This is a genomic window from Candidatus Neomarinimicrobiota bacterium, assembly GCA_034716895.1.
GTDB lineage: Bacteria > Fidelibacterota > UBA8477 > UBA8477 > JABMPR01 > JABMPR01.
This window is the reverse complement of sequence record JAYEKW010000194.1, coordinates 1-21,867: the sequence shown is the minus strand read 5'-3', so window position 1 is coordinate 21,867 and position 21,867 is coordinate 1. Positions and strand designations below refer to the sequence as shown.

Genomic DNA, 21,867 nt, shown 5'->3' with positions numbered 1-21,867 from the left:
TGTCTCCAGTTCATCCAAAGCACGTACTTTGGAAAAATATTTTAAGAGTGGATCTGGTAAAACGATATTGAAGAAACGAATTTTACAGACCAAAGTGAAAACGTAGGTCTGCCCACCTTCTCCGCTCAACCTACGTCCCGACTTGGTCGTCGGGATCTTCGGTTGGCAGGCAAACGGATTATTTGACCAACGTGTGGGGGCTTTGGGTATTAGCGATTTGCTGGTGGTTGCCAACTATTTAATCCAAGTGGATTTAAAATTATGCATTATGTTTATTGTCTTGAAAATAGAGAAAAGAACTACCTATATGTAGGCTCGACCAGTAATCTAAAAATTCGATTGTCTCAACACAGCACCGGCAAGTGTAAATCAACTAAACCATATATTCCACTTGAATTGACAGCCTATATTGCTGTCTCCAGTTCATCCAAAGCACGTACTTTGGAAAAATATTTTAAGAGTGGATCTGGTAAAACGATATTGAAGAAACGAATTTTACAGACCAAAGTGAAAACGTAGGTCTGCCCACCTTCTCCGCTCTTTAAAGACAATTTTATATGTTCGAACCTGAAAGGTGTTTCAGTAAAGCACCATGGGTTCGAAAATGCAGTAAGGTGAACGTGGTCGATATGAACATAGGTTTGCCCACCACAAAAAGAACCACATCCAACCCTTGAAACAACCCTGAATTACTACCTGAAACACAAGCTCTTGGCCTAGGTCACATTCTCAGGTAAAGACTTGTTTCAAACACGACTTATCATAAATTTCATGATTAAATGAAAAAATGGTCAGAATAGACCGAAAAAAGTACCAGGATGACATGTCAATGGTTTTGAATTACTTCAAGTGGATCAAATTGAAAAGTGCAGTGGCTGCTTTAGGTGCAATTCTATTGCTGGGCATGCCTCCTGCAGTCTATGGCCAGGAAGAGGATCTGTTTGGAGATGAATCAGATGAGAGCCTGCTCTTTGGTGATGAATTCGATCTGGGTAGTGATGACCTCTCCTTCGATTTTGAAGATGACGAAGAGGCTGATACAACCACTGTGGAAGAGGATGACTTCTTCGGTGATTATGATGATGAATCGGATGAGGAAACAGCTGATACAACTGAGATCGAAGACGATTGGGGCTTTGGTGATGACTTTAACTTCGATGATTCGCTTGGAGTGGACTCCACTGATCAATTCACAGAAACAGAATTCTCCGACCACCCCTTAAATTTTAGGCAAGCTGTCCACGGAACCTTCATGGAGGGCACGGGGTTGACCATTTCATTCTATTCACCCCAGTATGTTGCGGACAAAATGAGCACCTGGTATTCCTATATGGATTATTCCATGAGTATTGAATTTCCCTGGCACTATGAAGTGGATCCAGCCAATATTTCTTTTCTGCTCGATGTATCCAGCTTCAATTTTAAGAATTCATTCCCCGCTGGTGGCTCCTTTACCGGTGTCTCAATTATGCCCATGGTGCGAGCCGAAGCTTTCGGTCTGGAAGCCGAAGCCGGGGTGGGGATGTATGCACCGACGTTTGGCATCATGGCTGGACTGGGATATTCTTACCAGTATCAATCAATATTCATTTCGGCAGGTTATCGTTGGAATTGGGCTTACAATATTGACCCCATTGGCTCTGGCTGGTGGTTAGAACCGCGTTTCACAACTGGGATCAAACTGTGGTAGTCCTGAAACCCAATAGCAGACACCTCGAAGTACATGAAGGTCTCTTTCATGCGTCTTCGCGAGAGAGTGTAACGACTGCGGCGATCTGTAGCCCTGAGTTAAAGCACGAGCATTCTGATTTGCCCCGTATTCCAATCTTCAATTTTAAAGTTTCAGTATTGACGCCACCGCAAAAAGTATTTAAAAAAAGCATGAATATCGACTTAACTACAATATTCATAACAGGTTACGGAAATATGGCGTATGTTTATGATAATCAACACTTTGCGTCTCTGCGTGCTCTGCCTGCCCGCACGAAGTTATACGCAGGCGGGCGAGAGGTGCTTTTTGCGAAGCCGTTAGTATTAATTTTCACTTTTATCCTCCTATTCATAGCGCCTCAACCAGTCCTGGCTCAATCCGAGTCCACTGCTGATCAGGTTGATAGCCTTGATACTATCGAAGAGGGCTTTAGTGGTTCTACCAATTCGGATATTGATTACGAAGCCTTGGTTAAAGAATTGTATGGCGAGGATCCCAAGCAAGCTACAGCACCTGAACCTGAAGTGGTCACTGAGCCGATCAGGAGTCGGAAAAAGGATATGGGACCAGCGCCGGGACTCCTGAAAAACAGTTTCTTGCATGGTGCTCATCTGGCCGTCAATGCCGCTTCACCTTTTGCAGTTTCTGACCCGCTATTCTCATGGTATTCATTTATTGATGGCAGTGTCACCTTCAAATTACCCTATGAAGTGTATGTGGAGAGCATCCCGTTGTACATTCTGTTTGAAGTCTCAAGCTTTAGTTTTACGAATTCCTACCCGGAAGGGGGCACTTTCGAAGGGATTTCCTATATTTTGCAGGGTTCTACCATTGGAGACCACGCCGGGGCGGTGGTGGGATTTGGACTGTGGAGCCGCAGTATGGGCAGTATGTTGGAATTGAATTATCGTTTTCGCCCGACCAAGAACACATTTTTCCGCCTGGGTACCCGTGGTGTTTTGATCTCCGATATTGATCCGGTAGGTAATGCCTGGTGGCTGGAATTAAGACTTTCCACCGGATTAGAGTTGTAAGCATTTAAAAGAATTTTAGAGAATACTATTATGCAGAAAAAATACCAAAAATTGACCTCCAAAATGCTTAAAGCATTGTTATTCATACTTCTTGTGAATGCTTCTCTCCTTATGGGACAAACATTTGTGACAACTGGTGGAACCGTGACCTCAGGATATTGGAATGCTGGCAATACGGGTGGTCAGGCTGATTTCATCGTTCCAAACGATGGCACCATCAGGTGGGTTAACCTGCAAATTGAGGTCAATGATGATGACACCTATATCCAGATAGGTGATGCTGAAACTGCTTCTGCTCAGGAAAATAAATCGATTTCACGGACCGCTACTCAAATTGAGGATGCTGGTGGTTTTGGTGATGGCGATTCCTTTGACATTGTGGCCATTTTTCTAACCAGTGGTTTGAGCTCCGTCGATACAACTGTTCTGGCAACCGGGATAGTTGTTGATGAGACTGCTCCTGCAGGTTTTCAGGTTGGTACCGTCATCACTTCAGGTGGCAATGTATCAGCTGGTTACTGGAATGATACCAATACGGATCTGGCAGTTACCGTTCCCATAGCAGCTGATGGAACGCTGCAGAACGGATCATTGCAAATTACTGGTTCTGTTGGGACTAACGCTGCCGAAAACCTGGGGTCAGCTGAAATTGTACTCATCGCCGGTACTGATCAAACCATCGATCTAGATGATACCGATTTCGTCAATAAAGACTGGTTCCTGGATTCGCAGACATTTTCATTAACCGCAACTTTGAGTGATGTAGCCGGGAATAGCACTGAGGCAACAGCGAGTATCACAACCCTGTATATCGATCAAACCTCCCCCTCAATCAGCTCTATCGAATCTTCTACAGCAAATGGCACCTATGGTGTGGGCGAATCTGTCAACGTTACAGTTAACTTTGATGAGACCGTTACACTAAGCGGTGGTGATTTGCTTACAAATTTGAACGCCGGTGCCCAACTCACCACTAATGCCTTGAATTCCGCCTCATTTTCAGAAACTTATGTCATTGCTGAGGGCGATGATGCACCATCATTGAATGTGACCTCGTTTGCCTTATCAGGTGGGAGTACAAAACTGCTGGATGCTGCTGGAAATAATGCTGATCTGGTAACAATCTCCTCCAATTTAGCAGATAATACTGACCTGGTAGTGGATGGAAGTACCCCTTCAGTGACAAATATTTTTTCAACCAGCGATGATGTTAGTTATGGTGTGGATGAGACAGTCAATGTTACCATCACATTCAGTGAGTCCATTACGTTGAGCGGTGGAAATCTGCTGGTGAATATTGATGCCAGTGATACCGATGTGACCATTACACCATTTAGCAACAGTACAACTGCCAGCGGAATCTACACTGTCGCAGGTGGAGATGCCAGTTCTGACCTTACGGTAACATCGCTGAGCTTGTCCGGTGGCAGTCTGGTGGATGCAGGTGGCAATTCAGTCGACCTGACTTTACCAGGCGCTGACAATCTGGCTGACAATAATGCAATATCCATTGATGGCGCTGCCCCAGCGGACTTCACGGTTTCCACAGTGACCATGACAGGGAATGATGTGGTTGGCGGATACTGGAATAGTACCAACACAGGGATAGATATCCTGGTTCCAATAGCCAACGACCCCAGTTTAGAAGGCGGAACGATTCAGATTCAGGGATTCTTTGCTGATATTTCAGGAGCGGAGAGTTTCGGAAATGCGGTCACTATCCTGGGGACAAATCTGGGTGGGAATGTCACGGTTTCTCTAACTGACACCCAACTGGAAGGATTGAACGGTTTTGCAGATGATCAAACTCTAAAAATTACTGCAGTATTGGCTGATGCTGGTGGGAATAGTACGACAGGAACTCAAAGTGCCAACACTTTTGTTATTGATGAAACGGTTCCGGATATTTCCGCCATCAGTTCCACAACCTCAGATGGAACTCACGGTATCGGTGATGAAGTCAATGTTACCATTACCTTCTCTGAGAATGTGTCCATCAGCGGTGGAGATCTGCTCACAAATTTGAATTCATCAGCCCAATTAACTACTTCAAGTATTACCAATATCAGCTCACTTTCCCAAATCTACACTGTACTGGCATTGGATGAATCAACCGATCTTTCGGTCACAAGTCTGACACTATCCGGCGGAAGTGTTGATCTTGTGGATGGCGCTGGAAACCCCATTGATCTGGCATTGCCGGCATCCAATCTGGCCACTACGAGTGCTTTGGTTATTGATGGAATCGACCCTACGATCATTTCGATAACGTCAAGCTCGGCTGATGGCAGCTATGGTGTTGATGATATCATTAATGTTACAGTTACTTTCAGTGAGGCCGTGACTTTAAGCGGGGGAAATCTGGAAGTAGACCATGATGCCAGCGCCACCGATGTGCTCATCACATCCATTCTAAGCACCACAATCGGGACTCAAGACTACACCGTAGCTTCCGGCGATGCCAGTAATGATCTAACAGTTACTGCTCTGGGTTTATCAGTGGGAGGAACCTTACAGGATGCTGGGGGAAATGATGTTGATCTCAGTGATATTTCAGGTGTCACAAATATTGATGATGGATCGGATATTTTAGTTGACGGAGCTGATCCGGCTGATTTTACAGTGGGCACCGTAACCGTGACAGGCGGAGATGTGGTTGACACCTATTGGAATGACACCAATACAGGAATGACAGTCGCGGTTCCAATCGCCATAGAGAACAGTCTCGCTGGAGGAAGCGTTCAGGTCCAGGCCTTTTTTAACGATATTTCAGGAGCGGTTGATGTTGGATCGGCAGTGGCTATTGCCGGCGGTCATCTGGGTGGCGATCTTACCGTTACCCTAACAGAAGCAGATGTTGAAGGGATTGCCGGCTATGCTGAAGACCTGGTTCTGAAAATAACAGCTGTGATCACTGATGATGGTGGGAACACCACCACTGGTACCCAAAGTGCCAACACTTTTACCATTGATACAACTGCCCCAACCATTACAGCTATCAGCTCAAATACCGCCAACGGAACCTACGGAGTTGGCGATGATGTCAATGTGACCATCACTTTTGATGAAAATGTAACCCTCAGCGGTGGTAATCTGATTACCACACTAAATACATCAGCTGAATTGTCTACTGAGACCATTGCCAATACCAACAGCATTTCTGAGACTTACACCATTGCTGAAGATGATGAGACCAGTGATCTAACAGTCAGCGCCATCGCCTTATCAATAGGAACCGCAGATCTTATCGATGCAGCCGGTAACCAGGCTGACCTTACGCAACTGCCTCTAGACAATATTGCGGAAACTAGTGCCATTGTCGTTGATGGTGTATTACCAACAGTTACAGCAATATCCTCTACTACTGCAAATGGCAACTATGGTGTCTATGCTGACATCAATATAACCATCACCTTCAGTGAGGCAGTGACGCTAAGTGGGGGAGATCTGGAAGTTGATCATGATGCCAGCGGAACGAATGTGCTTATTTCAACCATTTCAAGCAGTACTACTGGAACCCAAACCTATACAGTGGCTGCTGGAGATGTTAGTTCAGATCTGACCGTCACGGAATTAAGCTTATCCGCAGGTTCACTTCAGGATGCTGGAGGTAATGATGTCGATCTCACGGATATTGCCGGTATTTCGAACATCGATGATACAAGAAATATTGTAGTTGATGGTGATAGTCCAGCAGCATTTCAAGTATCCACAGTAGTCACTACGGGTGGTACTGTGGTTGCCGATTACTGGAATAGTTCTAATACCGGTGTGAATGTCACCGTACCCATTGCTGATGATGCCAGTCTCCAGGGCGGGAAAGTCCTCATTACAGCAAAAGTGGGATCCAATGCTTTTGAAGCAGTCGGTGATAGCTCATCCATTCTGGCTGTAGATGCCAATAAGATTATTTCCCTGAGCTATAACAATATCATCAATATTTCCGGCTATGAAGATGGAGCAGTCCTGACCTTTTCAGCTGTCATCCGTGATGATGTCTTTAATTATACAACTGGTACTCCCAGTGCAACCACTCTAACAGCAGATGTGACAGATCCCACTATCTCAAGTATTACCTCTCTTCCAGGGTCTGATAATATCGAAGTTGGCGGCAGCGTCGATATCACAATAACCCTCAGTGAGGCGGTTACCCTGGTTGGCGGAACGGTAATAACGACTCTGGAAACCGGAGATACTGATGCCCAGCTTAGCACTTCAAGCATATCAGATGCGATCTCATTCACCGAGACCTACACCGTATCTGAAGGTGAGGTAGCCAGTGATCTGAATGTAAGTCTGGTAGCCTTGAGTGTTGGTACATTACGGGATGCAGCCGGCAATGATATCGACCTGAGCTTACCTGGAGCTGATAATCTGGCAGACAATAGTAATTTGGAGATCGACGGAGTAATCCCCACCATTCTTACCATAACATCCACAACTGTTGATGGCAATTACATCCTGGGTGATGAGATCAATGTGACTGTCACCTTCAGCGAAGCACTTACCCTGGTGGGCGGTAACCTGATTGTAACCATGGAAACAGGTGGGACTGATCGTCAGGTCACCATTTCCAGCATCAACAATAGTTCCATTAGTGCGGGCACCTACACGGTTCAGAGCGGAGATGCCAGTCCTGATCTGACAGCATCTAACATCACATTGTCTGCTGGTAGTCTCCAGGATGCTGCTGGTAATGATCTTGATCTGACCTTGCCCGGCAGCGCCGACAATTTGGCGGGTAGCAGTGATTTTGTAGTAGATGGTGTTGCACCGGCAGATTTTACGGTGGGAGCTGTTATCACCTCTGGCGGAACAATAACCGCCAGTTACTGGAACGATACCAATACAGATGTTGAGGTTACAGTACCCATCGCCAGTGATGCCTCATTGCAGAATGGGACCTTGCAGATCCAGGCTCGAACGGGTGCCAATGCTTTTGAAAATCTTGGTTCAAGTGCTACGATAAGTTCCATCGGTGTAGATCAAACCGAAAGCTTTACATTAGGTGTGTTTGAAGCTATCAACGGATTTTCAGAAGGTGCCACTGTACAATTCACAGCCATAATTACAGATTCGGTGGGAAATAGCAATACGGGTACTACCAGTGTGACCACTCTCCTGGTTGACCGTGTGAATCCGACAATAATTGAGATCACATCCTCACCAGCAGGGGGTAGCCTCAGCATTGGTGAATTTGCTGATATAACCATTTCATTCAGTGAAGCGGTTACCTTGGCCGGCGATGTTCTGGTAACCACTCTGGAAACGGGAGATACAGATGCTGAATTGACCACAGCTGTTTTTACAGGGCTGGATGAGATCACTGAACGCTACACAGTTGCTGAAGATGAGGTGTCCGCAGATCTGGATGTCACAGGATTTGATTATGGTGTTGGCACTCTGCGGGATGCTGCCGGAAACAATATCGATCTGAGTTTACCGGTTGGTGAGAATCTAGCCGATAACAGCGCTTTGATAATTGATGGTGATGTACCCTACATCGTGAGTTTAAGTAGTACTGTGCTGACTGATTCACTGGGTCTAACTGAAACTCTGGAGATTGACGTAGAATTTTCCGAAACAGTAACTCTGGAAGGGGGCAATTTAATATTGACCCTGGAAACAGGCGACACTGACCGCGAAGTTACTATACCCGCTTTTAGCACTTCAACAACTGCCAGTGGAATCTACACGGTTCAGGTCGGCGATGTCAGTCCTGATCTGACCATCTCAGATATCAATCTTTCGGCCGGCACCCTGCGAGATGCTGCTGAGAACGATGTTCTACTTACCCTGCCTGTTGACGACAATCTGGCTGACAACAACGATATTCTCATCGATGGGATTGTTCCAGAGGCGTTTACTTCAGGTGATATCCTCACAATTGGCGATCCGGTTGTTACGGGTTACTGGAATGAGGACAATACGGATTTTGAAGTCATTCTACCTGTGACCGGTACCGATGTATCCCTGAATGGGGGAGTCGCTTATCTGGAAGCACGAGTGAATGCAAATGCTTTTGCCGCACTGGGAAATAATGTTGCTGTAGGCACGAACCCGGTTACGCTAAGTATCACCCGAACTCAGTTGGAAACTGAACTTGCTGGCTATTTTGCAGGTGGAACCATTCAAGTACGTGGAATCCTTACGGATATTGCCGGAAACAGTACAATTGGTGCTACAAGCGGTGTTGAACTGATCATTGATCAGCTTGACCCGACTCAGACCACCACTGGAACTATCGTAGTCTCAGGTGGCAATGTCAATCAAGGCTATTGGAATTTGACCAATGAGGATATCACCATCTCAACTGACCTGGATGCTGAGACATCATCAATAGGCGGTACGCTGCAACTTCAGGCGGCCGCTGGTGTTGCTGGTAGTTTTAGTGATATAGGCAGTGATTCAATTTTAGTAACCATCAATACTACCCACGCAACCATTCTATCAGCTGCTGATCTGACCAGCTACGGTATTACTGATGGAGACACCTTGCAATTCAGGGCACTGATCACCGACATAGCTGGCAATCTTACATCAGGCCTGGCAGGTATTAATACACTGGTCGTTGATTATAGCGATCCTGCAGATTTTACCGTTGGGACTGTCACAGCAACCGGCGGCACCGTTGTCCCCCAATACTTCAATGCTGGAAATGATGGTGCTGAGGTTACGGTTCCCATTGATCCAACTGACAATTCTCTCATCGGCGGTAATGTTCAATTACGCGTATCCATTGATGGTGCTGAAGCAGAGAGTATGCTGGCACCGATCACTATCACAGAACTGGTGGACATGGATATCCCCATCACTCGTGCTGAACTGGAAGGACTTGCCGTAGATATTGAGGGAATGATCTTCACTTTTGATGCCTTTATTACCGATGCGACTGGAAATGTAACCCTGGGTTCCGAAAGTTCTGACCAATTGAAGATTGACGAGATATTCCCCGTGGCAAATGACTTTATTGATCTGGTGACCACTGGTGATGATATCATGACCGGGTACTGGAATAATACCAATACCGGGATCGCTGTAACAGTTCCTATTGCCGATGATATCTCGCTGGTCGGTGGTACTTTGCAACTCTCTGGCGATCTGATTCCCGGGGATGCGGTATTCGAGGTGTTTCCCACATCTCAAAACATTAATGCACTCACCGGTTCAGTGGCTATTTCTATCCCGGATACTGAGATCGAAAACCTGGAAGGTGGAGTTGGTTTTGTAGATGGTCTTACTATAGAATTCAGGGCTATTGTCACTGACGTTGCCGGTAATGTAACTACCTCCAACACCAGTAGTGTGACTCTTGAGATCGATCGGGCAGCACCTGTTGCTCCTGATATCACAGCACTTATTGTCAAGGGCAGTAATCAGGTGGATGGTGTTTGGAATTCAGGGGCAGATAGTCTGTTGCTGGCTGTTCCAGTAGTGACTGGAGGTGACCCGAGTCTGGTGACTGGTTTTGTCCAGGTGTTGATGTCTATTGGCGGCACTTCAGATGAGAACCCCTATGAGCTGGTAGTTGTCGATAGCTTTTTCATACCGGGTGAGGATACAATTCGGTTTGCCAGTAGTGATATCGCAGCACTTTCGAATTTTGATGATCTTGAGACCTTGTATTCCAGGATATTGATTCAGGACCGGGCAGGGAATGAAACCATCAGCGGAACCTCAACACATGAGATTCTCATTGATGTGGGTCCGCCTGCACCATTTGATTGTGGACTTTTGACCGCTACAGACGGGACCGTTGTGACAAATGCATACAATAACACCAACACGGGCATTTCTCTGGAAGTTCCCATTGCTGATGATGCCAGTCTCTTAAACGGTAGTGCTATCATCAAAGTGAGCTTGCATAATCTGGATACATTTCCACCGGAGCTGGTTGAACCAGCGGATATTGACACTGTGACCATATCTGCCATCAATACAACCCTAACCTTGACACTTGACCATGCAACCCTGAGTGCCCTGGCCGGGTTCGGCTCAAATTATGAAATGGCTGTAACTGCCGGTTTACTTGATTACGCTGGTAATCAAGAGGTGGGTAGTGAAGTTTACCAGCGCTTGACCATTGATCTGGATGGACCCGAATTACCGGTCATTAATGATACCACAACGGTTGGCGGTATGGTAGCCAATGGTTTTTGGAATGCATCCAACTCAGGAATTGAAGTGGTTGTTTCTACACCGGCGATTGCTGATACCAGTCTTCTGGGTGGCTATTTTCAGGTTCAGGGTCATGTTGGTTTTGAAAGTTACACCGATCTCGGTGATCCTGTTGCCATAGCGACAGCTAACTTTTCGGAGTTATCCATTACCATCGATTCGACTGAAATCGAATCATTGTCAGGTTTTGGTGAAGGTCTGCAATTTGATCTTCGCATACTCATGGTAGATGGACGTGGGAATGATACAACCGGTGCCATAACGGTTAACTGGCTTACCATCGATCAAGTTATACCCATTGTCGGTAGCTTTGTTACCGGAAGTACAACTACTGATCCATATATCAATGAGGTAGATACTCTTAAAGCACGCTGGCAGAATTTCAGTGATGCGACCACAGGCATTTCCGGATACGAATATGCTATTGGAAATGCTGTTGGAAGCGATGATTTTGTAGCCTGGCAGTCAGTTGATACAACCTTTCTGGATACGCTGATGACCTATACACATGCAGATGAATACGTATTGAATGTAAGAGCATCGGATGGTGCTGGTAATATCTCCGATATTCTCAGTAGTTCTGCGATTATGGCAGATCTGGAAACACCGAACTCCACCAGTGCGGTCAACCCCTACTATCTGATCGAGGATTGGGTGGATGTTAACTCATTTGGTGGTTTGTATTCTGACGGACTTGCTGGTGTGGACATCCTGTGGCTGGATCTTAGCCGTGAATCCGATACCCTGTACTGGGATGGCGCGGATTGGGTATCTGATAGTACCAGTCTTGAGTTACCCATCATTCACGACGGGATCTGGAACTATAGTATTGCTGCTGATACCCTGACCAACCATGAGAATTATTTCATCCGCTTGCTGGCAGTTGACAGCGCCGGGAATCGCCAGGCTTCAGCCACATTGGATACTTTCCAATTCATCATTAATTCGGCTCCGGAGCTCTTCACTTTTGCGTCTGATACCACAACGTTGGAGGATGAGTCCTTTACTTATCTTCATTATGCAACTGACCCGGATTTTGAAACCACCAGAGGCGATAGTCTTATTTATTCTCTGGGAGTTGGAGCTCCAGCCGGGATGACCATTGATTCTGTTGGAACCATGAGTTGGACTCCAGTCGATTCGGCCGTTGGTCAACATAGCTATACCACTTATGTTACTGATCTCCTGGGGCTTCAGGATTCAGTTCTCTGCGTCCTGACTGTGATCAATGTTAACGATCCACCTGAACCAGTGACATTACTGCTGCCCGCCGATAGCACTCAACTGATGCCGGCAGATGGCTTGTTGTTGACCTTTTCCTGGACAACTGCATTTGATATCGAGGAAAATGAGGTTCGTTACGAGATCACCATGCAGGGGAGTGGCTATGATACGACTATCGCTACCCTGGACACTGCTCTCACCGTAGATGTATCAGTTATGGATTATCCTGTGAGTATTGTGGAATGGTTTGTTAAGGGTTTTGACCCAGAGGATACTTCCGCAGTGGCTGATACCTTTCATGTGACCACATCGGCTGCCTTTGCAGCGCTGAATACGGACAGTATTGCCGTCGATATGAGCCGTTTTACGAATCTGGATACACTGGTAAATTTAAAGAATCTGGGATTGACTGATCTACGCTGGTCCTTGGTTGAGGCACCTGCCTGGCTCACGTTCTCCACTGAATCCGGCACGCTAGGTTATGCGGATAGTGTTGATATTGCATTTAATATTGATCTCGCCGGTTTTACGGTTGGCGGCTATGAAGGCATTTTCCGATTGGCGACCAATGATCCATTACAGGATACCCTTTCCATCGATGTAACCATGGGTATTTACGATATCCCAACGCCAGTATTGGCATTTTACAAGAATCCGGCTTACCCGCACTTCTACGAAATGATGATCGTAGATAGTTTGGGGATGATCGATACTCTGATTCTCACCCATGCCGGAGATACGCTGGAACTTACTGAGATCGATACATTCAGTTATCTGGCCACGGTGGAGATCGCCGCCGAAGGACTCAATAGTTTTGAATTGTATGCGTCCAACTGGGTGGGTGATACAACCATCGCTACCAATATTACCGTCAGTTTGGCGCGGAGTGGCGTGGAGTGGCTGGCCCGTAGCCCTGATGATCTGTTTGAGGTCAGGGGGACCGCGAGAAGTGTTCATTATTCTTCACAACTGGCTATCCTGGATAGTACGCTCAGTTCCATTGATGATGCCCGTTACAGGGTGCTCAGCGACGGTGTGAGATTGGCTGAACCGGTCATGGTCAGCATGCAGGTCTCAACAGGTGATCAGGCGATCTATCTTCGTGACGAGGCTGGTGACTATGTTGAATTACCTTCCATCAATGATGGTGAAAGGGTCAGGTCCTGGGCCGAGAGCATGGGCGCTTTTAAATTGGGACCACGGACTATTATTGTGCCGGAACATAGCCAATTATCCCAGAATTATCCAAATCCGTTTAACCCCGCCACTTCAATCGATTATGATATTGGATTTTTGGATGGTCTCGATCAGAATGTAGAGTTCAGTATTTACAATATCAGGGGACAGGAGATTCGCAATCTGGTGAACACCCAGCTTCAACCGGGTCAGTATTCCATCACCTGGAATGGTCTGGATGAACAGGGCCGCCAGGTCAGTAGTGGGATCTATTTCGCCCGATTAATGACGGGCAAAGGGTATATCAAAACCGTTAAAATGCTGGTTCTCAGGTAGGAGGTGTTGAGATGAAGAAAATGACAATGATCCTGGCACTGCTTCTATTAACCCTATTCATGGGGTGTCGGGAAAAGATAGAACCGGAAGCAGACGATTTTGTGGAATATGGTTGGACCTTGTATGCTGAGCGGGATTTTCTGGCTGCGTATGCTGAGTTTCAGGAAGGTGTCACCATGGATTCCATGTACATAGATGGCTATAATGGTTCGGGTTGGTGCTATGTGGAATTCAACAGCCCGGATACAGCTATTGCCATTTTCAGTGAGGGGCTGGACTATATTACAGTTGATAGCAGTCAAGTCCGTTTCGAAATGCTGGCTGGTTTAGCCCTGAGTTATCATGTTTCAGGTGATTATGGCAGGGCGATCACTCGCGGGACAGAGCTGTACACTTTCCGTCCAGTTTTTGAATTTACCCATGACTGGCGCATCAATTATATGGATATCATCATAATGGTGGCAGCTTCTCATTATGCACAGGGGAGTTTTAGTACGGCATTGACCTGGGTGCAAAAACTGGATGAGACCTTTACAGTTGATGTCAGCACCAATAAAGGTCGGGCTGATCTGATCAAAAAGATTGAGGCTTTACAAAATATATAGCTAATTTGATGCAATTAATGTTGATCCATGTGGAAGAAATTTATCGAATTGTCAGATTAGCTGTGAAAGGCACCCACAAATAAACTCTGCGTCTCTGCGAGAGCACTTTTATGAGACCACCAACCATAAGCATGAAATAAAAAGATTGAGATTAGAAAAATGATAAGATCACTAAAAATTATTATCGTGTTGTCCATAACCTCCCTATTGATGTGGAACTGTTCTTCAGGTGTCACCAGTGCCGAGGTTGATAAAAAGCTAAAGGCTCAGAATAGCAAGAATGCCAAGTTTCAGCAGATGGCGATCAAAAAGATCGGCGCTTTGGAGAAAGAAGTCAAGTCGCTTAAAAAGAATCAGGGCAAACTGGGAAAACAGATCCCTGTTATTGTGAAACAGATCAAGATTTTAAAAAGAGCTATTGCTGAGAGCGGTAAAGGCGTTTCACCTGAAATGGAAGCCCAGTTGGAGGCACTGATCACCAGTCTGGAGGCTATGGAGCAAGAACTGACCCTGGTAAAAGAGCTGGGACCAGCAGTTCCCCTGGAGCCTGAGGAAAAAGCCCCGCCAATTCTCATCAGAGGATCTGATCAGGAACGGATCTATCGCCAGTATGGTGAACCCATCGAACGCTATATTGTAGATGATAAAAATCAGGTATGGCTCTATGATAATGGTGTTGCTGTATTTGACATGAACGGCAGGATCGTCTCTATCGAATTCAAATAAATCTCAAATTCCTGACTGGGATTCGAATCTCAGTCTGGAAACTCATAAATTAACCAATAGCCCCGGAACCTGAGTATATCGAAGGACGGGGCTTTTTATTATCAGACAGTTTCTCCAATTGCTTAACGCAAGAAGCAGGTTCTGCTATCTGAACTACAGCATGGTTGCTAAGGATTCATCATCAGCGATCTACAAATATTCAAGTTTCTAATTTCAAATTTCACAACGTTAGCTCCCAGTCACCAGCGTCAGGATTAGCATAAAATCTTGCCGGGTGATATTATTTTTCTAGGCATACACCTTTTGTACACCTATATTAAATCGATAAGAATCAGTGGATAGAGAAGTGGAGGCGAAATGTATCAGGATTATGGAAAATTTGATCGCGCTGAACGATTGATCCAACATGTAATAGAAGTTTTCGATCTTGTTGAAATACTTCCTGCTGAAAGCGCTGGTTGGTCAAAATGCAGCTCCAGTGAAGCATATAATGATGATAAGGTGAGGAGTTCTGAGTTGGTGGCAGGGAGCGCTCAGCCAATTATTCAAACGGGAATTCGCAATAACCAGATTGGGATTCGAATCCCAGCCTAGACAACAGGTAACCAAATGCTGACCAAAAAACAACGCGATCTTTACGAGTATATCTCACAGTTCATCCAGAGCCATCAAATGGCTCCCACCATTGCTGAGATCCGGGAATATTTCGGTCTGGGTTCCAATTTTTCCATTCAGAAGAAACTGAACATACTTCGGGAAAAGGGCTACATCGGGTTTGACAAAAGCAATACCGCCCGCAATATCAGGCTCACTGGTCTGGTGGGGGAAACCATGGTTCTTAATATTCTGGGTGTGGTGACTGCCGGTATTCCCATTGAGGCCATTGAGATCCCTGAGCCGGTAGAGGTGCCTCAATACCTTCTGAAAGGAACCAATAATTTTGCCTTGCGGGTACGGGGGGATTCCATGATGGATGCCAATATTGAGGATGGGGACGTCATCATTGTCAAACCTCAGGCCAAGGCCGATACGGGCCAGATCGTGGTGGCAACCATCAATGGTGAAGCCACGGTCAAAAAGCTGGATCTGTATCCCGGCGGCGTGACGCTACGCCCCTGCAACAACTCAGGCCAATACAAGCCCATTCAGGTGGGGGAAGAGGATGAATTTGCTCTCAAGGGAGTGGTAGTGGGTTTACTGAGGCAGTACCAGGCGTAGTGGTTGTGAATGCAGAATATCGAACAAGGAATATTGGATGTTCTCATACCCCCGCCTTGAAAGGCGGGGTAAGTAACAGCAACTATATGGTACTTGGGCCTTGCAGTAACTCCTGCTTCACTCATATCAATTACCCCGCCCTTCAGGGCGGGGATAGGTGAAACTCAGGGTTAAAAGGGCTTTAGCCCAACAGGATAAACTTAGAGAATCAAATGAAATACAATTCAATTATGACCCCAGCTTCGACCCTTATCCGCGGTCCCCGAGGTAGAAGGCGGCCTGTGTTTGGATCGATATCCCAGACCAGGCCAGCAGCCAAACTTTCATTCAAGTACAGGGCTGAACTCACCCTGCCACAGAGACGTCAGGTTCAACAGGTGATCACTCACAGCCGCCTGGCGAGTTAGTGCCATGCATCCGGTAACCCCCAGACACATTGGGTTACTCCCTGAATTCCGCATTGCGACTTGCGACCGACCTAGGTCTTCAACTACGACCCGGCTAACTTTCAGACTTTCAGACCTTCGCCTTTCAAACCTTCGCCTTTCAGACCTTCGACCTTCAGACTTTCGACCTTCAGACTTTCGACCTTCAGACTTTCGCCTTTCAGACTTTGGACCATGAAAGACGTCCTCCACATCGAGGTCCCCGCCTTCCCGGCCACAGTAGAGCAGGCGGCGAATAGTAAATATCGTAACCGGCCAGTGGTGGTTTCCTCTGGATCAGGTGGACGAGCCATCATACTCTCTGCCTCCTGTGAAGCCCAGCGCGAAGGTCTGCACAACGGAATGCTGCTTCGCCGAGCCCTCAAACTGGAACACCGTCTCATTGTGGTGGATTCCAATCCCGAACTGTATCAGCGCGCCATGACCGCCATGACTGAAAAAGTTTCCCACTACTCACCCTATGTTGAGCCACTGCGTTATGGACAGGTGGCCATCGATATGACCGGTACCACGCGCTTGTTGGGACGGATCAAGGATAGTGCCTATCGTATGCACAAAGATCTCCGTGATTCCTTTCATTTGACCTCCAGCATCGGTATCTCGATCAACAAACTGGTGTCCTCAGTGGCTGCCCGCTACATCCGCCAATATGCCGAGCTCTTTGATGTCTTACCGGGCAATGAGCGCACCTTTTTGGAGCCTCTGGATCTAAAGATGCTGCCGGGAATCGGCCAAACCACTGACCGGGTACTTCTGGAAGAACTGAATCTTCAAACCATTGGGATGCTGGCGGCAGTACCCCTTAACAAACTAGTCCTGATTTTGGGCAGGCAAGCGCTGACCTTGCATCAGAAGGCCATGGGGATGGATGACAGCCCCGTATTGCCCCCTGAACGGCGTTTAGAGCTCAAAGAGGAGTATACCTTCAGCGAAGACACCAATGATGACCATTTGATCATGGGAGTGATCTATTATCTCATCGAAAGTGGCTGCGTCAGGTTGCGGCAGCAGCATAAGAAGAGCAACAGTATCCGTATCTTTTGCCGCTATTCCGATAGCAAGGTGGTGACCCGAACCATCCGCTTTCCAGAGCCAACTCACCAGGAGTACCTCATGTTTTTTCAGACTCAAAAGATCTTTGAACAGCTTTTCGAGCGACGCACCCGGGTTCGTTATCTTTCCATTGGTTTTGAAAGACTCCTCCAGTCCGCCGAACAGATCAGCCTGTTCTCTCAGGTTATTGACCCCCATGCCGCCCGCCACAGTGCCCTGCATCAAGCCATGGACAAACTCCGCACCCGCCACGGCTACCCGGTTGTGAGGTTTGGATTGACCCACGCTGTTGCGTTAGAGCTTAGAGTCCCATCAAATTCATGAATACGGAAAAATTCAAAAATACATATAGAATAGAATCTGCCCGGTTACGCGGATGGGATTATGGGAGCAATGCGGCCTATTTTGTAACGATCTGTACCGCTGACCAAAATCATTATTTTGGTGAAATCAGGGATGGGATCATGCATTTGTCCGAAATTGGAGAAATTGCCCAGGCCTATTGGCAGGAAATCCCGCAACATTTCCATTTTGTTGGTTTTGGTTCATATGTCATCATGCCAAATCATGTACATGGGATTGTAATTATTGATAAACCCGATTGTGCATTTGGTATAAATACAGATTATGGTGATGGCAATGGTTGTAGAGACGTTGCATGCAACGTCTCTACCATTTCCGGACAATCACCCAGAACCACCACAAATGATCAGATGTCATCCATTTCACCAAAACCTGGTTCATTATCAACAATTATTCGATCATACAAATCCGCCGTAACCAAACGTGCCCATCTGGTTAATCCTAGTTTTACCTGGCAACCACGTTACCACGACCACATCATTCGAAATCCTGAATCAGATTACAGTATTGCCCAGTATATTCAAAATAATGTGAAGAATTGGGCTATGGACCGATTTTATAATTCTGATAAAATGTCGATTGTCTAATGCCTTTGGCAGCACAGGATGTTGATCAGGTATGATCCCCCTAGAAGTCCACAGCCACTACTCCTTACTGAGGGGGACCCTGTCACCCAAACATCTCTGCGATTTTCTGACTAAAAAGGGCTACCGGCAGTTTGCCATTGCCGATACCAATAACCTGTACGGTATGATCTATCTCTATCAAACCGCTCTTGAACACGGTCTGGATATGATCGTAGGCGCTACCCTGGATGATGTTAACCAGCGCAAGGCTGTGCTGCTGGTCAAGAATATGACAGGGTATTCTAATCTAAGCCGCCTCATCACCCAACGACATGCAGAGCAGCCCTTCGATCTTCCAAAAGCCCTGGTGGGCCGCCTGGAAGGGCTGGTGCTGATCACTCCGGACCGCGATCTGCTGCAAAGCTATCGCTCTGAGGATACCTACGTTTCTCTGGAGCCCGGGAGCTATAGTCTGTATCGCTGGGCCAAAGAGGAGGGACTTGCCACCGTTGCCAATATTCCCGTCTATATGGGGTCTTCAAGGGGACATCAACTCCATCGCATCATGCGGGCCATTGATTTGAATGCCAAGCTATCACGACTGCCGGAAACTGAATTGGTACCCCTGAACAATTATCTCCACAATCGTCAGGAGACTCTGGATGTCCTTCCCTTTGCTGAGGATGCCATGGAGCGCACCCAGGAGGTGGCAGCCAAATGCCAGTGGCGTCCTGATCTGAATAATTTTATTTTTCCAGAGTCTAATGATTCCCGGGATTTCCAGGAATTGAAAAATCGGGTTTATCTGGGTGCCCAGGAGCGCTATGGTACCATAACAGACCGGATTCGGAATCGCATTGAGCATGAGCTAAAAACCGTCAAAGCAAAACACTTTTCCAATTACTTCCTCATTGTTCAGGATATTGTTCAACAGTCACCCATTACCTGCGGGCGGGGGAGTGCTGCAGCCAGTATTGTTGCCTATGCTTTGAAGATCACCCATGTGGATCCCATTCAGCATAATCTTTTCTTTGAGCGTTTTCTGTCACCGGGACGCAAGGATCCACCGGATATTGATGTGGATTTCCCCTGGGATACCCGGGATGATATTCTGAACTACACCTTCAAGACCTATGGGCACTCTCATTCAGCCATGATATGCAACCATGTGACCTTCAAGGCTCGGTCCGCTATCCGTGAAGTGGCCAAGGTTTATGGCCTGACAGAGAGCGAGATCGGGATTGTGACCAAGCGGCTTTCCCATCTCTGGTATGTCAGCGATCCTTTTCATGAACTGGCCACTAATCCACTTCTCAGTGACCTTGATCTCCAGAAACCCTGGCCGGAGATTATTCGCAATGGCTTCTACCTGTCTGGTTTCCCACGTTATCTCAGTGTCCATCCTGGAGGAGTAGTCCTGACTCCCAATGAGATATCCACCTATGTTCCTATCCAACGGGCACCTAAAGGGGTTCAGATCATTCAGTGGGAGAAGGATCAGGCTGAAGATTTCGGTCTGGTGAAGATCGATCTGCTGGGGAATCGCTCTTTGGCGGTTATCAGGGATATTCTGGCTGATGTCCATGAACACTACGGAGTGGATATTCCCTATTGGAAATTGAATCCGCTGGAAGACCTCCGTACCCGAGAGCTTATTCGGACTGCCAGGACCATGGGCTGTTTTTATGTGGAGTCACCGGCTACCCGACAACTACTGAGTAAGATGCAGACCGGTGATTATGAGAACCTGGTGATCGCCTCCAGTATTATCCGCCCGGCAGCCAATAAATGGATCCGAGAATTTGTCCGTCGGCTCCATGGTGGCGACTATGCTCCGCTTCACCCATTACTTGATGAAACCCTGAAAGAGACCTATGGGATAATGGTTTACCAGGAGGATGTAACCAAGGTTGCCATGCGTTTGGCCGGCTTTAATGCGGATGAAGGTAATGAGTTACGCAAGGTCATGTCCAAAAAACACAAGGCGGCCAAATTGCGCGATTATTGTGCGAAATTTGTTTCAGGTGCCCGTCGGAATGGGGTGAGTGATTCTGTGATCGAAACCCTGTGGGAAATGATCATGTCCTTCTCCGGTTACTCGTTCTGCAAGCCCCATTCTGCTTCCTATGCTTTGGTTTCCTTTAAATCCGCTTATCTGAAGGCTCATTATCCAGCTGAGTTCATTGCATCGGTCATGACCAATCTGGGTGGCTACTATTCCACCTTTGGTTATTACTCGGAAGCACGTCGTCTTGGCTTGAAAGTGCTATTGCCTAATATCAATACCTCTGAGATCCGGCACACTGGCTTGAACGACTGGGTGCAGATCGGGTTTATGCAACTGAAAGGGGTGAAACGAACTGCCCTGGATTTGCTTATTGCCGAACGTGAAGCACGGGGTCGTTTTACTTCATTTGAGCTATTCCTGAGGCGGATGCCGGAGTTGGATCAGGCGGATGTCCGGATTTTCATTAAAGCCGGCTGTTTTGATGGGGTGGAGGGTTTGGAAAATCGTCCACAGCTCATGTGGCAGCTGTATCAGGCCCGGGCTTGCCAGCAGCGCAGGGAAAAACCGACTTCACTATTAGAGTTAAATGAGCGCGACAGCTATTACATCCCTGATACAGGAGCTTACTCCGAAAAGACCATGCTCATGCATGAGACGGATGTTCTGGGCTTTCTCATTTCCCGTCATCCCTTGAGTCTCTACCAAGGTTTGCTACGGCATTTGGCCTATGTGCGGGCCTGCGATCTCAAAAAGTATATCGGTCGAGAAGTGCCTGTAATTGGCTGGCTCATCACCGGAAAAGTAGTACATACCAAAAATAATGAGCCCATGGAATTTATTAGCTTTGAGGACACAACAGCCATCTATGAGACGGTCTTTTTTCCAGAGGTTTACCGTAAATTCTGTCGTATGCTCAGCAACGTCCGTCCCTACCTGCTACATGGACTGGTAGAGGAAGACTACGGAGCTATCTCGCTCACAGTCAAGCAGATAGAGTATCTTGATAAAGTGAACATACCAAGGCAGGTCAACCGCCCACGCCCCCAACAATTGCAATCAGGTCACGCATGAACTCCTGGAAATCATTAAATTTATAGCTCATCGTCATAATGCGTACCTGGATACAATCATTGAGATTGGGGGTCAATAAAATATTCTGGGGTATAAAGGTATAAGGGTTATACGGTATATGGTATCCACTTGCTGAAACGTCTGCTCTGACA

At 46.8% G+C, this 21,867-nt stretch carries 12 protein-coding genes; 11 read left to right on the top strand and 1 reads right to left on the bottom strand.

All coding sequences use genetic code 11. The features are described from left to right. Window positions 1-261 precede the first annotated feature (261 nt). The 11 genes from U9Q77_11660 to U9Q77_11610 all read left to right on the top strand — a co-directional run bounded on the left by U9Q77_11660 (window position 262) and on the right by U9Q77_11610 (window position 21,715). Entirely contained in the window at window positions 262-519 is a 258-nt protein-coding gene (locus U9Q77_11660) for a GIY-YIG nuclease family protein (GenBank protein MEA3288013.1), read from the top strand. A gap of 268 nt (window positions 520-787) precedes the next feature. Continuing rightward, window positions 788-1,690 (top strand): hypothetical protein, encoded by a 903-nt coding sequence (locus U9Q77_11655; protein MEA3288012.1) that lies wholly within the window; start codon window positions 788-790, stop codon window positions 1,688-1,690. Beyond that, on the top strand, window positions 1,684-2,745 hold the full coding sequence (locus U9Q77_11650; protein MEA3288011.1) for a hypothetical protein: 1,062 nt from the start codon (window positions 1,684-1,686) through the stop codon (window positions 2,743-2,745). Before U9Q77_11655 ends, U9Q77_11650 begins: the two co-directional genes overlap by 7 nt. A gap of 30 nt (window positions 2,746-2,775) precedes the next feature. Next, a complete protein-coding gene (locus tag U9Q77_11645; GenBank protein MEA3288010.1) occupies window positions 2,776-13,659 on the top strand; it encodes a FlgD immunoglobulin-like domain containing protein in 10,884 nt (3,627 codons plus the stop codon). A gap of 11 nt (window positions 13,660-13,670) precedes the next feature. Then, on the top strand, window positions 13,671-14,264 hold the full coding sequence (locus tag U9Q77_11640) for a hypothetical protein (protein ID MEA3288009.1): 594 nt from the start codon (window positions 13,671-13,673) through the stop codon (window positions 14,262-14,264). A 159-nt stretch (window positions 14,265-14,423) separates the two neighbouring features. Further along, complete coding sequence (locus U9Q77_11635) at window positions 14,424-14,990, top strand: hypothetical protein (protein ID MEA3288008.1); 567 nt, start codon at window positions 14,424-14,426, stop codon at window positions 14,988-14,990. 357 nt (window positions 14,991-15,347) lie between these two features. Further along, entirely contained in the window at window positions 15,348-15,584 is a 237-nt protein-coding gene (locus U9Q77_11630) for a hypothetical protein (protein MEA3288007.1), read from the top strand. 15 nt (window positions 15,585-15,599) lie between these two features. Then, window positions 15,600-16,208: a transcriptional repressor LexA gene (gene lexA, locus U9Q77_11625; protein ID MEA3288006.1), complete on the top strand. Its 609-nt coding sequence runs from the start codon at window positions 15,600-15,602 to the stop codon at window positions 16,206-16,208. A 620-nt stretch (window positions 16,209-16,828) separates the two neighbouring features. Beyond that, complete coding sequence (locus U9Q77_11620; GenBank protein ID MEA3288005.1) at window positions 16,829-18,031, top strand: hypothetical protein; 1,203 nt, start codon at window positions 16,829-16,831, stop codon at window positions 18,029-18,031. Beyond that, window positions 18,028-18,657 (top strand): transposase, encoded by a 630-nt coding sequence (locus U9Q77_11615; GenBank protein ID MEA3288004.1) that lies wholly within the window; start codon window positions 18,028-18,030, stop codon window positions 18,655-18,657. Before U9Q77_11620 ends, U9Q77_11615 begins: the two co-directional genes overlap by 4 nt. 31 nt (window positions 18,658-18,688) lie before the next feature. Continuing rightward, complete coding sequence (locus tag U9Q77_11610; protein ID MEA3288003.1) at window positions 18,689-21,715, top strand: DNA polymerase III subunit alpha; 3,027 nt, start codon at window positions 18,689-18,691, stop codon at window positions 21,713-21,715. Here U9Q77_11610 and U9Q77_11605 read toward each other — a convergent pair. Beyond that, window positions 21,672-21,867: hypothetical protein (locus U9Q77_11605; GenBank protein ID MEA3288002.1), on the bottom strand; the 196-nt coding region annotated here is incomplete at its 5' end. The two genes, U9Q77_11610 and U9Q77_11605, sit on opposite strands and share 44 nt — an antisense overlap.